General features: G+C 61.5%; 14 protein-coding genes. 13 read left to right on the forward strand and 1 reads right to left on the reverse strand.

Going from position 1 to position 15,526, the window contains the following annotated elements:
- Nucleotides 1-121 precede the first annotated feature (121 nt).
- Nucleotides 122-655 (reverse strand): PAS and helix-turn-helix domain-containing protein, encoded by a 534-nt coding sequence (locus PJL69_RS07605; RefSeq protein ID WP_271309125.1) that lies wholly within the window; start codon nucleotides 653-655, stop codon nucleotides 122-124.
- A 146-nt stretch (nucleotides 656-801) separates the two neighbouring features.
- On the opposite strand from PJL69_RS07605, the gene PJL69_RS07610 reads away from it, so the two are divergent.
- The 13 genes from PJL69_RS07610 to PJL69_RS07670 all read left to right on the forward strand — a co-directional run bounded on the left by PJL69_RS07610 (nucleotide 802) and on the right by PJL69_RS07670 (nucleotide 15,517).
- A complete protein-coding gene (locus tag PJL69_RS07610) occupies nucleotides 802-2,097 on the forward strand; it encodes an acetylornithine deacetylase/succinyl-diaminopimelate desuccinylase family protein (RefSeq protein ID WP_271309126.1) in 1,296 nt (431 codons plus the stop codon).
- Nucleotides 2,098-2,172: 75 nt separating this feature from the next.
- Nucleotides 2,173-3,675: an ABC transporter substrate-binding protein gene (locus PJL69_RS07615; RefSeq protein ID WP_271309127.1), complete on the forward strand. Its 1,503-nt coding sequence runs from the start codon at nucleotides 2,173-2,175 to the stop codon at nucleotides 3,673-3,675.
- Nucleotides 3,676-3,743: 68 nt separating this feature from the next.
- Nucleotides 3,744-4,154 (forward strand): (R)-mandelonitrile lyase, encoded by a 411-nt coding sequence (locus PJL69_RS07620; protein WP_271309128.1) that lies wholly within the window; start codon nucleotides 3,744-3,746, stop codon nucleotides 4,152-4,154.
- Nucleotides 4,155-4,195: 41 nt separating this feature from the next.
- Nucleotides 4,196-5,143, forward strand: coding sequence for an ABC transporter permease (locus PJL69_RS07625; protein WP_271309129.1), 948 nt, complete (start codon nucleotides 4,196-4,198; stop codon nucleotides 5,141-5,143).
- Complete coding sequence (locus tag PJL69_RS07630; RefSeq protein ID WP_441347460.1) at nucleotides 5,140-5,961, forward strand: ABC transporter permease; 822 nt, start codon at nucleotides 5,140-5,142, stop codon at nucleotides 5,959-5,961. The genes PJL69_RS07625 and PJL69_RS07630 overlap by 4 nt, the downstream gene beginning before the upstream one ends.
- Entirely contained in the window at nucleotides 5,958-7,559 is a 1,602-nt protein-coding gene (locus PJL69_RS07635) for an ABC transporter ATP-binding protein (RefSeq protein ID WP_271309130.1), read from the forward strand. The genes PJL69_RS07630 and PJL69_RS07635 overlap by 4 nt, the downstream gene beginning before the upstream one ends.
- Nucleotides 7,556-8,428 carry an alpha/beta fold hydrolase gene (locus tag PJL69_RS07640; protein ID WP_271309131.1) on the forward strand — a complete coding sequence of 291 codons (873 nt, stop codon included), beginning with the start codon at nucleotides 7,556-7,558 and terminating at the stop codon, nucleotides 8,426-8,428. Before PJL69_RS07635 ends, PJL69_RS07640 begins: the two co-directional genes overlap by 4 nt.
- Nucleotides 8,425-9,870 carry an aldehyde dehydrogenase family protein gene (locus PJL69_RS07645; protein WP_271309132.1) on the forward strand — a complete coding sequence of 482 codons (1,446 nt, stop codon included), beginning with the start codon at nucleotides 8,425-8,427 and terminating at the stop codon, nucleotides 9,868-9,870. Before PJL69_RS07640 ends, PJL69_RS07645 begins: the two co-directional genes overlap by 4 nt.
- A 74-nt stretch (nucleotides 9,871-9,944) precedes the next feature.
- A complete protein-coding gene (locus PJL69_RS07650; RefSeq protein ID WP_271309133.1) occupies nucleotides 9,945-10,688 on the forward strand; it encodes an SDR family oxidoreductase in 744 nt (247 codons plus the stop codon).
- 156 nt (nucleotides 10,689-10,844) lie between these two features.
- The gene (locus PJL69_RS07655) at nucleotides 10,845-11,429 is read left to right on the forward strand and encodes an ANTAR domain-containing response regulator (protein WP_209096981.1); all 585 of its coding nucleotides are present in this window, start codon (nucleotides 10,845-10,847) and stop codon (nucleotides 11,427-11,429) included.
- The gene (locus PJL69_RS07660; protein ID WP_271309134.1) at nucleotides 11,426-12,601 is read left to right on the forward strand and encodes a CmpA/NrtA family ABC transporter substrate-binding protein; all 1,176 of its coding nucleotides are present in this window, start codon (nucleotides 11,426-11,428) and stop codon (nucleotides 12,599-12,601) included. Before PJL69_RS07655 ends, PJL69_RS07660 begins: the two co-directional genes overlap by 4 nt.
- Before the next feature lie 264 nt (nucleotides 12,602-12,865).
- On the forward strand, nucleotides 12,866-14,230 hold the full coding sequence (locus PJL69_RS07665; protein ID WP_209096984.1) for a CmpA/NrtA family ABC transporter substrate-binding protein: 1,365 nt from the start codon (nucleotides 12,866-12,868) through the stop codon (nucleotides 14,228-14,230).
- Between the two features lie 204 nt (nucleotides 14,231-14,434).
- On the forward strand, nucleotides 14,435-15,517 hold the full coding sequence (locus PJL69_RS07670; protein WP_209059436.1) for an ABC transporter permease: 1,083 nt from the start codon (nucleotides 14,435-14,437) through the stop codon (nucleotides 15,515-15,517).
- Nucleotides 15,518-15,526 lie beyond the last annotated feature (9 nt).

Raw genomic sequence — 15,526 nt, forward strand, 5'->3', positions numbered from 1 at the left:
CCAGATCAACCAGAACGAGGGATTTTGCGTTCTATGCACACTATAGATGTGACAGACAATCCCGCACCGTAAATTCATACGCGCTTGCTGCAGGTGGCACGTTGATACCGCGGCCTTTCCGTCACCCAATGGTCAGATGCGCCAGCAGTTCTGCGGCGTTTTTCACCTCAAACCGCTTCAACAGACGGGCACGCACATCTTCTACCGTTCTTGGGGACAATCCCAGCTCACGGGCGATCTCTTTGCTGGTCAGCCCGCGCCCCAAGCCGCCCACCACCTGCCGCTGCCGCAGGCTGAGTGACACCGACGGCCCGTCATGGATCACCACAATGCTCATCACCAACTGCGCCAGCGGATCATCCGGCGTGCGGGTCTGCGCCCGAAACCGGCACCAGATCTGCCGCCCATCGCGCCGCCGCAGCATGCGCTCATCGCTATAGGCTGTGTCCGCACGCAACGGCGCCAGCCCAATGTCGCGCACCCGGTCAAATTCTTCTTTGGTGTCATACAGCAGCCGAAAGGATTGCCCGATCAGCTCCGCCTTCCGGTAGCCCATCATTGCCGCAAAACTGTCATTGCAGCCCCGGATCACCCGATGTTGCGTGACCACAATCCCCACCGGTGCGGCCTCATAGGCCAGCATATCCCAATCCATCACCCTCTCCCGCAGAACCGTAATCCTACGGTATTGATACCGTATACTGCCGCAATCCATGCTCAACCCATAGCTTTTTGTTGCCCTATGCGTCCCATCGCAGGCCCCGCGCCACCGCAGATGGCGCGCATTTGCGAGGTTTGACCATGCCTTTAGACACTGACCGCCTGATTGCGCGCATTGACAGTATGCGCGACGATCTGATCGCGCTGACCCAAGATCTGATCCGCATCCCAACACTCAACCCCCCCGGCGAATGCTATCGCGAAATTTGCGATTATCTCGACACCCGCCTCACCCGGCACGGGTTTGACACCCAGCTGATCCGCGCCCATGGCGCACCGGGAGACAGCGACAAATACCCCCGCTGGAATGTTCTGGCCCGCAAAGAGGGCCACCACCCCGGCGAGTGTGTGCATTTCAACAGCCACACCGATGTGGTGGAAGTCGGCCACGGCTGGACCTTTGATCCCTTCGGTGGGGAGATTTCAGACGGCAAGATCTACGGTCGCGGGGCTTGTGATATGAAAGGTGGGCTGGCCGCCTCCATCATCGCTGCCGAAGCCTTCATCGCCGAATTCCCCGAGTTTCACGGCGCAATTGAAATTTCTGGCACAGCGGATGAGGAAAGCGGCGGCTATGGCGGCGTGGCCTATCTGGCCGAACGCGGCTTCTTTGCGCCAGAGCGGGTGCAACATGTAATCATCCCGGAACCCCTGCACAAAGACCGCATCTGTCTTGGCCATCGCGGCGGCTGGTGGGCCGAAATCGAAACCTTCGGCGAAATCGCCCATGGGTCCATGCCTTTCCTTGGCGACTGTGCTGTCCGCCACATGGGCGCGGTGCTCGACAAATTTGAAAGCGATCTCTACCCCGCCATGGCCTCACGCCGCACCGATATGCCCGTAGTGCCCGAAGGCGCCCGGTCCTCCACCATGAACATCAACTCGATCCACGGTGGCCAAGCGGAACAGCCGGAAGACTTCACCGGTCTACCCGCCCATTGCGTGCCTGACAGCTGCCGCATCGTGATCGACCGCCGCTATCTAGCCGAAGAGTCGCACGCCGAAGTCTCCGGCGAAGTTGAGGGCCTGCTCAACGATCTCTCCGCTCAACGCGAAAACTTCCGCTATGAAATGCGCGAGCTTAATCATGTCGCGCCTTCGATGACAGACCGCGCCGCGCCCGTTGTCACAACAGTGGACCGCGCCATTCAGGATATTCTTGGCAAATCACCTGATTATGTCGCCAGCCCCGGCACATATGACCAAAAACATATTGATCGCATCGGCAAGCTCAGGAACTGTATCGCCTATGGGCCGGGCATTTTAGAAATGGCCCACAAACCAGACGAATATATCGGCATCGACGATATGGTCGACAGCGCCAAAGTCATGGCCCACAGCCTGACACAGCTTTTGCTGCCGCCAGAAGATGTATAAGAAACTACTCCGGCCCAGTGCGCTCTAAGCCTGCGCCCAAAAACAATAAAAACCAAAATGATAAGGGAGAAAGACATGACATTTCACACGTCAAAGCTGGCCCGGACCAGCCTGACCGCCAGCACAGCCGCCCTCGCCACAGCCCTGTTCGCGGGCGCATCCTTCGCACAAACCGACATCACCGTCGCGCTCCAGCTTGAGCCACCACATCTGGATCCGACCTCCGCCGCAGCTGGTGCCATTGACAGCGTGCTCTACTCCAACGTCTTTGAAGGGCTCACTCGCTTTGCCAGCGACGGTTCTGTGATCCCCGGCCTTGCCAAAAGCTGGGAGATTTCCGAAGACGGCCTCACCTACACCTTCATGCTGAACGAAGGGGTGACCTTCCATGATGGCAGCGCCATGGATGCGGAGGATGTGAAATTCTCCCTCGACCGCGCCCGCGCCGAAGACAGCGCCAACGCCCAAAAAGCCCTCTTTGCCGGGATCACCGATGTGTCTGTGGTCGATCCCCTGACCGTACGGGTTACGCTGGAGGCGCCCAATGGCAGCTTCCTGTTCAACATGGCTTGGGGCGATGCGGTGATCGTGGCCCCTGAAACCATCGCCGACATCAAAACAACCCCGATCGGCACCGGCGCATTCAAATTCGAAAACTGGGTGCAGGGCGATCAGATCACGCTGGCGCGCAACGAGGCATATTGGGGCACCCCAGCCGCACTGTCTGACGTGACGTTCAAATTCATCTCAGATCCCACTGCCGCCTTTGCTGCGATGATGGCCGAAGACATCGATGTCTTTGCCGGGTTCCCAACACCCGAAGCCCTGCCACAGTTTGAGGCGGACCCGCGCTTTCAGGTACTGGTCGGCAGCTCTGAGGGGGAGACCATCCTCTCCACCAACAATAAGATGCCGCCGCTTGACAATGTGAAGGTGCGTAAGGCCATCGCCCATGCGATTGACCGCTCTGCCATCATCGACGGGGCCATGTTTGGCCTTGGCACCCCGATTGGCACCCATTTTGCGCCGCACAATCCCGATTACGTCGACCTGACCGGCAACTCCCAATATGACCCAGAGCTGTCCAAGAAACTTCTGGCAGAGGCGGGCTTTGCCGATGGCTTCACCACCACGCTGAAACTGCCGCCGCCCTCCTATGCCCGTCGCGGTGGCGAAATCATCGCCGCACAGCTGCGCGCTGTGGGCATTGAAACCGAGATTTCCAATCTGGAATGGGCCCAATGGCTGGAGCAGGTATTTCGGGGCAAAGACTTTGGGCTCACCATCGTCAGCCACACCGAACCCTTTGACATCGGCATCTATGCGCGCCCGGATTACTACTTCCAGTATGACAATGCGGAATTCCAGAAAATCATGGAAACGCTGAACAAGGTCAGCAAGCCCGCCGAGCGCAGCGCGATCTTGCAAGTGGCGCAAACCATGATCGCGGAGGACTATGTGAACGGCTACCTGTTCCAGCTGGCCTTCCCTACGGTGGCCAAAGCGGGCGTCAAAGGTCTCTGGGAAAATCAGCCCACCCAAGCCACCGATCTCACCGCCGTCACGTGGGCGGAGTGACCACGTTTGACCAGCGTCGCCTCTGTGGCGGCGCTGCACCAATCCATTGACCCAGAAGGGGCGCAGCCATGATTGATCACATCCCTGCCGGACAGGTGCCCAGCCGCGCTGGCACACCGGAGTATTTCACCGGCACGGTGCGCCTTGATCTGATCACCGAAAGCCGCGCCCCATCAGAGCTGTTTGCAGCGCGTGTGACGTTTGAACCGGGCGCACGCACTGCGTGGCACACCCATCCGGTGGGCCAGACCCTGCATGTGCTCTCCGGCGTCGGCCTGATCGCGTTGCGTGGCGAAGCCCCGCGCACCATCCGTCCGGGCGACACCATCTGGATCGAACCCGGTGTGGAACATTGGCACGGTGCAACACCGGACACCGGCATGTGCCACCTCGCCATGCAACAGGTCCAAGACGGCTCCGGCGCGGACTGGCTCGAACATGTGACCGACACAGACTACCTGCTGCCCCCCGCCGAATGACCAACGCCCCAACGACCTGACCAGCCACTCTGAATCACGCAATGCTCCGCTATACCCTCAAACGCGCGCTCTCACTCGGGCTCAGCCTGATCGTGGCCTCCCTCGTGATCTTCTTTGTGATCGAGGTGGTTCCCGGTGATCCGGCCAGCTTCATGCTGGGCCTCAATGCTCAGCCCGACACCATCGCCGCCCTGCGCGCAGAACTGGGTCTGGATGTGCCCAAGTTTGAGCGCTATCTCACATGGGTGGGTGGCATGTTACAGGGCGATTTTGGCCTCTCCTACACCTACCGCACGCCAGTGACAGAAATGATAGGCGACCGCATCTGGGTCTCCCTGCCGCTGGCGCTTTATGCGCTTACACTGTCCAGCCTGATCGCCTTTCCCGCAGGCATCTACGCCGCTTCCCGCCGAGGCAAAGCGGGGGATATGGCGGTCATGGGGGCCACCCAATTTGGCATCGCCGTGCCAAATTTCTGGTTTGCCATGATGCTGGTTCTGATCTTCGCCATCAACCTGCGCTGGTTCTCTGCCGGCGGCTTTGTCGGTTGGGACAAAGGCTTTGGTGCCGCCCTGAAATCCCTCACCTTGCCCGCCATTGCGCTGGCGCTGCCACAATCCGCCATCCTCGCCCGCGTCATGCGTTCCTCGCTTCTGGATGTGCTTGGCGAAGATTTCATGCGCACCGCCCGCGCCAAAGGCCTCACACAAAGTCAGACCATCCTGCGCCACGGGTTGCGCAACGCCATGATCCCGGTGCTGACCATCATCGGCATGCAGTTCTCCTTCCTGCTCGCAGGCGCGATCATCATCGAACAGGTCTTCTTCCTGCCCGGCCTCGGCCGCCTGATCTTTCAGTCGATCTCCGCCCGCGACCTGATTGTGGTGGAAAGCGTGGTCATGCTCTTGGTGTTCCTCGTGATCCTCGTCACCTTCCTTGTCGATCTCGCCTACGCCGCCATCGACCCCCGCCTGAGGTCCCGCACATGAGCCTGTCGCGCAATATCTTCATTGGTGGGCTGCTCTGCCTGATCGTGGTCTGCGCCGCGCTCATCAGCTTTGTCTGGACGCCTTATGACATCACCACGATGGACATCCCCAACAAGCTGCAAACGCCCAGCGCGTTGCATTGGTTTGGCACCGACCACTTTGGCCGCGACATCTTTTCGATGATCATGGTTGGCGCACGCACCTCGCTCGCCGTGGCGCTGGTGGCGGTAGGCATCGGCATGGGCCTTGGCGTGCCCCTTGGCCTCTGGGCCGCCGCGCGCCAAGGCGGCTGGGCTGATGAGCTGATCATGCGCGGCAACGATCTGATCTTTGCCTTCCCCAGCCTCGTGATCGCCATCCTGATCACCGCCATCCTCGGCCCCGGCGCGCTCAACGCGATCCTCGCCATCGGCATCTTCAACGTGCCGGTCTTTGCCCGCCTCACCCGCGCCGGCGCACTGCCGCTCTGGCAACGCGATTTCATCCTCGCCGCCCGCGTCGCTGGCAAATCCCGCGCCCTGATCAGCATCGAGCACATCCTGCCCAATGTCGCCAACCTCCTGATCGTACAGGGCACCATCCAGTTCTCCCTCGGCATCCTTGCAGAGGCAGGCCTGAGTTATGTCGGTCTTGGCGCACAGCCGCCCACGCCTTCCTGGGGCCGCATGCTGGCGGATGCGCAAACAATGGTCTCCTTCGCGCCCCACCTCGCGCTCATTCCCGGCCTCGCCATCATCTCCGCCGTGCTAGGTCTCAACCTCTTGGGCGACGGGTTGCGGGACTGGCTGGATCCGAAAATCCGCGTGGTGCGCACATGACCCTGCTTTCCGTGCAAAACCTTTCGCTCAGCATCGGCCCCACCCCGATCCTGAAAGACATCAGCTTCACCATCGCGCCGGGCGAAATCCTCGCGGTGACAGGCGAAAGCGGCTCCGGCAAATCCATGACAGCGCTTGCGGTGATGCAGCTCCTGCCCGACTCCGCACAGGCACAAGGCCAGATCCTGCTGAACGACACCGACCTGCTGACCTTGTCCGAGTTTGACCTCTGCACCATGCGCGGCAATGACATCGGCATGGTGTTTCAGGAGCCCATGACCGCGCTCAACCCGCTGCAGACCATTGGCACACAGGTGGCCGAAACCATCCGCATTCACTGCGTCATGCCCAAGGCCGAGGCCCGCGCACAAGCCGCCGCCATGCTCACCCGCGTTGGCCTGCCCCAGGACCGTTTCCCCCTCAGCCGCTACCCGCATGAGCTGTCCGGCGGCCAGCGCCAGCGCGTGGTCATCGCCATGGCCATCGCCCGCCGCCCGCGCCTTCTGATCGCCGATGAGCCGACCACTGCGCTCGACGTGACCACCCAGGCCCGCATCCTCGATTTGCTCAAAGATCTCGTTGCCGAATTTGACATGGGCCTTTTGATGATCACCCACGATCTCGCCGTGGTCGCCGATATGGCCGACCGCATCGTGGTCATGCGCAAAGGCGAAATTGTCGAACAAGGCGCCACCCAACAGCTGCTCTCCAATATGCAGCACCCGTATACGCGCGCGCTTTTTGCGGCCTCAGGCCACACCGTCGATCTGCCAACGCCGCAGGACACGCCTGCCCCGATCCTCACGGTGCAAAACGCCGTCCGGGATTACGCTCTGCCCCGCACACAGCTCTTTGCCCCGCGCGCCTTCCACCGCGCCGTCAACGATGTGTCCTTCACCATTCACCAAGGCGAACGGGTCGGGCTGGTCGGCGAATCCGGCTGCGGAAAATCGACCCTGACACGGGCCATTCTGGGGCTGGAGCCTCTGCAAAGCGGCACAATCACCGCCTTTGACCACCCGGTTGGCGCAGATATGCCCGCCGCGCTGCGCCTCAAAACGCAGGTCGTCTTTCAGGATCCCTACAGCAGCTTCAACCCGCGCCACCGCGTCGCCCGCATCCTGACCGAACCCTTCCATCTGGTGCAAAACCCACCCAAAGGCGCGGCTCTGCAGAGCCTGATCGGCGACGTCCTCACTGATGTTGGCCTCACGCCTCAGGACGCGCAAAAATACATCCATGAGTTTTCCGGCGGCCAACGCCAGCGCATCGCCATCGCCCGCGCCCTGATCACCCGCCCCGAGCTCATTATCTTTGACGAAGCAGTCTCCGCGCTGGATGTCTCCGTGCGCGCGCAGATCCTTGATCTGATCGCCGATCTGTCCCGCCGCCACAGCCTCGCCTATCTCTTCATCTCCCACGACCTCTCCGTGGTGCGCACCGTCACAGACCGCGTGCTGGTCATGCAAAACGGTGAAATCGTCGAGGAAGGCGAGACCGAAGCGGTCTTTGCCACCCCGCAGCACGGCTACACCCAAAGCCTGATCGCCGCCGCCCCAGTCCTGCCCGATCTCACACCCCAAGAGGCCCCCGCATGAGGCTACGGATCAACGGCGTACGCCTGTTTGTGGATTTTGACGGGCCGGAATGGGTCGCAGAAGGCCCAAGCCTTCGCCAAAAACCCACACTGATCGTCCTGCACGGCGGCCCCGGCGCAGATCACTCGATATTCAAACCGCATTACGCCGCCGCGCTCTCCGACCTCTGCCACATCCTCTATCTCGACCACCGCGGCAATGGCCGCTCTGATGATGGCGATCCCGCGCTCTGGACGCTTGATCAATGGGCCGACGATCTCGCCACCCTCTGCGACGCGCTGGAAATCACCGCCCCCATCATCCACGGCGGCAGCTTTGGCGGCTTTGTCGCGCAGGCCTTTGCCACAAAATACCCGGACCGCCTCGCAGGTCTCATCCTGTCCAACACCGCCGCGCAGGTCGATTTCTCCACGATTTACAACGCCTTTGGGCAATTGGTCGGCCCGGAGGCACAGGCGGCTGCACAAAACTATTGGGGCAATCCCACATCCGAATCCCGCGCCACCTACGGCCGAATCTGCGTCCCCCACTATACCCAAACCGCGATAGAGCCCGACTTCTGGTCCCGCGTGATGATGAAAGATCCGGTCGCCCTGCATTTCAACGGTCCCACCAATGAAATGGGCCGCTTTGATTTCCGCACGGCGCTCGCCAAGGTCACCTGCCCCAGCCTGATCATCAGCGGCGACAAAGATCCGATCATGCCCCGCGCCTTTTCAGAGGCGATCACCGCCGCGCTCACCCACAGCGACGTGGCCCACCATTGCCTGCAAAACTGCGGTCACCTGCCCGCATTTGACACCCCTGACACCTATTTCAACCTCTTGCGAAATTTCCTCCAACGCATTCCCTCAAAGGACACTAAATGACTTCCGATCTCTGGTTTGACCCATCCAAATGCCTCATCGGCGGCACATGGCAACCAGCCCTCTCCGGCGACACACTGGCGCTGACCAACCCGTCTGACGGTAGCCCTCTCGCCACCATCGCGCGTGGTGCCAAGACAGACATCGACGCCGCCGTGGCCGCCGCACAGGCCGCGCGCAACAGCGACTGGGGCCGCGCCACCGCTGTGGAGCGCGGGCGCATCCTCACCCGCATCGGCCAGCTTGTGATGGAGCACGCCGAAACACTGGCCCGGCTTGAGGCACATGACGTGGGCAAACCGCTCACACAGGCGCGCAACGATGTCTCCGCATTGGCGCGCTATATGGAGTTCTACGGCGGGGCAGCAGACAAAGTGCACGGCGAGACCATCCCCTATCTCGAAGGCTACACCGTCTACACCCTGCGCGAGCCCTTTGGCGTGACCGGCCATATCGTGCCGTGGAACTACCCGATGCAGATCATTGGCCGCTCGGTCGGTGCCGCGCTCGCCATGGGCAACGCCTGTGTTCTGAAACCCGCAGAAGAGGCCTGCCTCACCGCGCTGGCCTTTGCCGATCTGGCGCAACAGGCGGGCTTGCCGGACGGCGCGCTCAATGTGGTGCCGGGTCTGGGGGCAGAGGCCGGGGCCGCACTCGCCGCCCACCCGGATGTGAACCACATCTCCTTCACCGGCTCCGTGAACACCGGCCGCCTTGTGCAGGCCGCTGCCGCAGAAAACGTCGTGCCGGTCACGCTGGAACTGGGCGGCAAATCCCCGCAACTGGTCTTTGCGGATGCCGATCTCGATGCTGCCCTACCCTTCCTTATGAACGCAGGCATCCAGAACGCGGGCCAGACCTGCTCGGCCTCCTCCCGCATTCTGGTAGAGCGCAGCGTCTATGAAGAGGTCAAAGCCCGCATGTCTGAGGCCTACAAGGCGATGCGCGCCGCACCTGCTATGGAGGATGCCACCCTCGGCCCGCTGATCTCCGCGCGGCAAAAAGACATCGTGTCAGACTTCCTTGCCAAAGGCGCAGACCTGACCATCGCCGCCCAGGGCGAAATCGCCACAGACGCCCCCGGCCATTACGTGCCCCCCACACTTTTCGCAGATGTGCCCCCCGATCACAGCCTCGCGCAGCAGGAAATCTTCGGCCCGGTGCAAGTGCTCATCCCCTTTGAAACAGAAGAAGAGGCCCTCCAGATCGCCAACAGCACCAAATACGGGCTCGTCGCCTCGGTCTGGTCCCAAAACGGTGCGCGTCAGATGCGGCTCGCCAAACAGCTCAACGCCGGTCAGGTCTTCCTCAACAACTACGGCGCGGGCGGCGGGGTGGAGTTGCCCTTCGGCGGTACCGGCCACTCCGGCCACGGCCGCGAGAAAGGCTTTGAAGCCCTCTTCCACTTCTCTCAGCTCAAAACCGTGGCCGCTCTGCACGGCTAGGCTTCTCATTCTTCAAATATCCCCGCCGGAGGCATCTCTCTCTGTGCCCCGGCCCCGATAAAAAGGACCAACACATGCGTCTTCACAACAAAACCGCCATCATCACCGGAGGCGCCCAGGGCTTTGGCGCGGGCATCGTCGACAAATTCCTCGCTGAAGGCGCCAAGGTGCTGGTGGCGGACATCAACGGCGACGCCGCCAGTGCCAAAGCCGCCGAGCATGAAAACGCCACCCCCTGCACCGTGGATGTGGCCGATGCCAGCAGCGTGCAGGGCATGATCGACACCGCGCTTGGCGCTTGGGGCCACATCGACATTCTGGTGAACAACGCCGGTGTCACCCATCTGCCCGCCCCGATGGAGACTGTCACGGAGAGCGATTTTGACCGCGTCTTTGCGGTGAACTGCAAAGCCATCTACCTGATCGCTCAGGCGCTTGTCCCGCATATGAAAGCGCGCGCTGCAGGCGCGATCCTCAACATCTCTTCCACCGCCGGGCTGTCCCCGCGCCCCAATCTCAACTGGTACAACGCCTCCAAGGGCTGGGTGAACACCGCCACCAAAGCCATGGCCGTCGAACTCGCGCCCCATGGCATCCGCGTCAATGCGCTCAATCCCGTGGCCGGGGAAACCCCGCTCCTTAAGTCCTTCATGGGCGAGGACACGCCGGAGGTGCGCGCCAAATTCCTCTCTACCATCCCGCTGGGCCGCTTCTCCCAACCCGAAGACATGGGCAACGCCGCCGCTTTCCTCTGCTCTGATGAGGCCTCGATGATCACCGGCACGCTGATGGAGGTCGACGGCGGGCGCTGCATCTAATTTGCCTATCTTTCAGGCATCCAGCACCAAAACGGACCAACACTTAAGCAAACCGCAGCGTCACCTCCGCCATGCAGCCCTTCGCTGCGTGGCGCAACGCTGCACTGCGGCACTATCCCGAGGCACCCGCCACAGCCGCCCCGGAATCATCTCACCGTGCCAGCCAAGCTCACCATCCTCGTCGTGGAGCCCGACAAAAACCGGGCCGATGCGATCATCGACAGCCTTTCTGAGACCGGAGACCACCACATCCGGGTGCTCTCCGAATCCACCGGCCTCGCCCGTTCTGTGGCCGAGCTGAACCCCGATCTTGTGCTGGTCGATGTGGCCAATCCCAGCCGCGACGCGATTGACGCGCTCACGCTGGCCTCCTCCCCGCTCGAACGCCCCGTGGCCATGTTTGTGGACCGCTCTGACGACAGCCTGACCAAAGCCGCCATCGAGGCGGGCGTGTCGGCCTATGTGGTCGATGGCATGCACCCGGATCGCGTCAAACCGGTGCTGGATGCCGCCATCGCCCGGTTTCACATGTTTGCCCGCATGCGCAACGAGCTGGCCGCCACCAAACGCGCCCTTGAAGAACGCAAGATCATCGACCGCGCCAAAGGCATCCTGATGCGGGCGCGCGGCCTGCCAGAGGAGGAGGCTTACGCCCTCATCCGCAAAACCGCGATGAGCCAGGGCAAGAAAATTGCCGATGTCGCCCAGGCCCTTGTGACCGCATCGGAGCTTCTGTCATGAGAACCCTGCCACTCTCCGTGGGCTTCATGCCGCTGGTCGATGCCGCCCCGCTGATTGTCGCCAATGAGCTGGGCTTTGCCGAAGAAGAGGGCCTCTCCCTTCATCTGCAAAGCGCGCCTAGCTGGTCCACCCTGCGCGACCGGCTGGTGCTGGGCCAGATCGAGGCCGCCCATATGCTCGCACCGGTGCCTGTGGCGATGGCGTTGGGTCTGGGCGGTGTGCCCACCAAGCTTGACGCGCTCTGCGTGCTTTCGGTCAATGGCAACTCCATCGGCGTCTCCAACGCGCTGGCCGCAGAGCTCTCCGCCAAACACCCGCTACCCGATTTTCTCGATGCCGCGCAGGCCGGTCAGGCCCTTGCCAATCTGGGCCGCACCCTGCGCGTCGGTGTGCCGTTCCCGTTTTCCATGCACGCAGAGCTTCTGCACTACTGGCTGGCCAGCTCCGGCCTCAACACGCCCGAAGCGCTCGATATGCGCATCATCCCGCCCCCGCTGATGGCCCAAGCCATTGCCGCTGACGAGATCGACGCCTTCTGCGTGGGCGAGCCTTGGGGCTCCATCACCGTGGAACAGGGCGGCGGGCGGCTTTTGCTCGCTGGGGCCGCGATCTGGAACTTCACCCCGGAAAAAGTGCTCGCCGTGCGCCGCGACTGGGCACAGGCTGAGGACGATCTCACCGGCCGCCTGATGCGCGCGGTCTGGAAGGCGGGCCGTTGGCTGGCGGATCCGGCGAAACGCTCCACCGCCGCCGACATTTTGGCATGGCCCGAATATCTCGACGTCTCCGCCGAAATCCTCGACCGCGCCCTCAGCGGCCAGATGCTCACCCACCAAAGCGCAGCCAACCACAGCGTGCCGCGCATGCTCGAATTTTTTGACAGCGCTGCCACTTTCCCATGGAAAAGTCAGGCCGCCTGGATCGGCACCCGGATGGCCGCCCGCTTCGGACTGGACCGCGCGCAATCCGCCGCCACCGCCGCCACTGTGTTCCGCTCCGATCTCTACCGCCGCCACCTCGCCCCGCTGGGGGCGACTCTCCCGGCAGCTTCAGAGAAATGCGAAGGCGCTCTGGCACACCCAACAGCGATGAAAGCCACCAATGGCCCGCTCACCCTCGGCCCGGATCGTTTCTTTGACGGGCGCATTTTCGATCCCGCCCAACCCGAATGATGAAAAATTAGGCAAACACCCTGCGTCACGCGGCGACGCAGCATAAATCCGGTGATTCGTGCTTGAGCAAAGGTGCAGCGACCCGCCAAATGACCTTAACGCGGAACAAGGACGTTCCGCCCTATCAGCCCCCGAAGCCGGGGACATCCTGAGCAAAGCCGCTCGACCTGATACCGCCTCCTCCTCCCGCGGTCTCTTGGTCAGCGGCTTTTTTTCGTTCCCCGCCCGCCTCCATCCAACAGGGCAAGCAAAAGGACACTTAAGATGAAACGCATTGCTTCCATTCTCACGGCCACAACCATGTTTGTGACCCCGGCCATGGCCGAACTGGAACTTGAGAAAGACGAGCTGACATTTGGCTTCATCAAGCTCACCGACATGGCGCCGCTCGCCGTGGCCTATGAGCAGGGCTACTTTGATGACGAAGGTTTGTTTGTCACGCTGGAGGCGCAGGCCAACTGGAAAGTTCTGCTGGATGGTGTGATCGACGGTCAACTGGACGGCGCGCATATGCTCGCAGGTCAGCCGCTTGCCGCCACCATCGGCTACGGCACCGAAGCCCACATCATCACCCCCTTCTCCATGGATCTGAACGGCAACGGCATCACCGTTTCCAACCAGATCTGGGAAGAAATGAAACCGCACGTGCCGCTGATGGACGACGGCCGCCCACAGCACCCGATCTCCGCATCCTCGCTGAAGCCGGTGGTTGAGAAATACACCTCTGAGGGCAAGCCGTTCAACATGGGCATGGTGTTCCCGGTCTCCACCCACAACTACGAACTGCGCTACTGGCTCGCCGCCGGTGGTCTGGAACCGGGCTACTACTCTCCTGAAAACATCACCGGCCAAATCGGCGCGGATGTTCTGCTCTCCGTGACCCCGCCACCTCAGATGCCGGCCACCATGGAAGCGGGCACCATCTACGGCTACTGCGTGGGTGAGCCTTGGAACCAGCAGGCCGTGTTCAAAGGCATCGGTGTGCCTGTGATCACCGACTACGAACTCTGGAAAAACAACCCAGAGAAAGTCTTCGGCCTAAACGCCGAGTTTGCCGAGAAATACCCCAACACCACGCTGGCCGTGACCAAAGCACTGATCCGCGCCGCCATGTGGCTGGATGAAAACGACAACGCCAACCGCGAAGAAGCCGTGCGCATTCTCAGCCAGCCGGAATATGTGGGCGCGGATTATGACGTGATCGCCAACTCCATGACCGGCACCTTTGAATATGAAAAAGGTGACAAGCGCGACGTGCCCGACTTCAACGTGTTCTTCCGCTACAACGCGACCTACCCATTCTACTCCGACGCGGTCTGGTATCTGACCCAGATGCGCCGCTGGGGCCAGATCGCAGAGGCCAAGCCAGACAGCTGGTATGACGAAGTGGCGAAATCTGTCTACAAGCCCGCCATCTACCTCGAAGCGGCCCGCCTGCTGGTGGATGAAGGTCTCGCCAACGAAGCAGACTTCCCATGGGACAGCGACGGCTACAAAGCCCCAACCCCTGCCGAAGATATCATCGACGGCATCGCCTATGACGGCCGCACCCCGAACGCCTACCTCGACAGTCTGCCGATCGGCCTGAAGGGCGACCAACGCGTCGTTGGCACCGAAGTGCAGGGCTAAATCACAGCCCGTCGCCAGAGAGCCCCTTCCCCCCTCTGGCGACGCAACGGGCGGGCTGTTCACTTTTGCCCGCCCCGCGATTTTCCACCGTCGCGATACAGCCGCAATACCGACGCGATACCGACACGCCATTTCGCCGTTAACCTTTCACGCAACAGCGCCCCGAGCCACTCAAAGCCGCCACGCAAAGCCACGGACATATCCATGACCACAATCGACCCACAATCCATTGCTGAGGAAGACCGCGAAGCCAAACGCGCCCGTCTCTTCACCCGCATCAACAAGGCCGACGCTTGGTTCCAAGTCCTCGGCCTGAGCTTCATCACCCCGATCCTGAAAGCCGCCGCGGGCGACAACCCAAAGGCTCAAGCCACTGAAATATGGCGCCTTTTGGGCGTGCCGCTGCTCGCCATCTGTGTTTTCCTCGTGCTCTGGGGCAACCTCGCCCCCAAGGTGCAAACCTCCCTCGGCGCGGTGCCCGGCCCCAAAGAGGTCTGGACCGAAGCCGTCAATCTGCACGAAGACGCCCAGGCCAAGGCCGCCAAAGAAGCGAAGTTCATGGAGCGCGTTGAGAAGCGCAATGCCAAGTTCATAGCCGCCGGTCAGCCGGAAAAAGTCAAAGATATCAAGTACACAGGCAGTCCCAGCTACTACGATCAAATCTGGACTTCGATCAAAACTGTGTTCTTTGGCTTCCTGATCGGCTCCGCCATTGCGATCCCTCTGGGCATCATGGCAGGCTTGTCACTTTACGCCAACGCCGCCATCAATCCGCTGATCCAGATCTTCAAACCAGTCTCCCCACTGGCATGGCTCCCCATCGTGACAATGGTGGTTTCCGCCACCTACACCGTGGATGACGGCCTGTTTTCCAAGAGCTTCTTGACCTCCGCGATCACCGTAACCCTTTGTTCTCTATGGCCAACTCTGATCAACACCTCTCTGGGTGTGGCCTCTATCGACAAAGATCTGGTGAACGTCTCCAAGGTTCTGAAGATGAACACATGGACCAAAATCACCAAGCTGGTGCTGCCGTCTGCCTTGCCTCTGATCTTCACCGGCCTGCGTCTGTCGCTCGGTGTTGGCTGGATGGTTCTGATCGCTGCAGAGATGCTCGCCCAGAACCCGGGTCTTGGCAAATTTGTATGGGATGAATTCCAGAACGGCTCTTCCAGCTCACTCGCCAAAATCATGGTCGCGGTCTTTACCATCGGCATCATCGGCTTCCTGCTCGACCGCCTGATGTACGCGATCCAGTCGCTCTTCACCTTCAGCGCAAACCGATGAGGTCAAACA

The sequence above is a fragment of the Shimia sp. MMG029 genome, assembly GCF_027947445.1.
Taxonomy (GTDB): domain Bacteria; phylum Pseudomonadota; class Alphaproteobacteria; order Rhodobacterales; family Rhodobacteraceae; genus Shimia.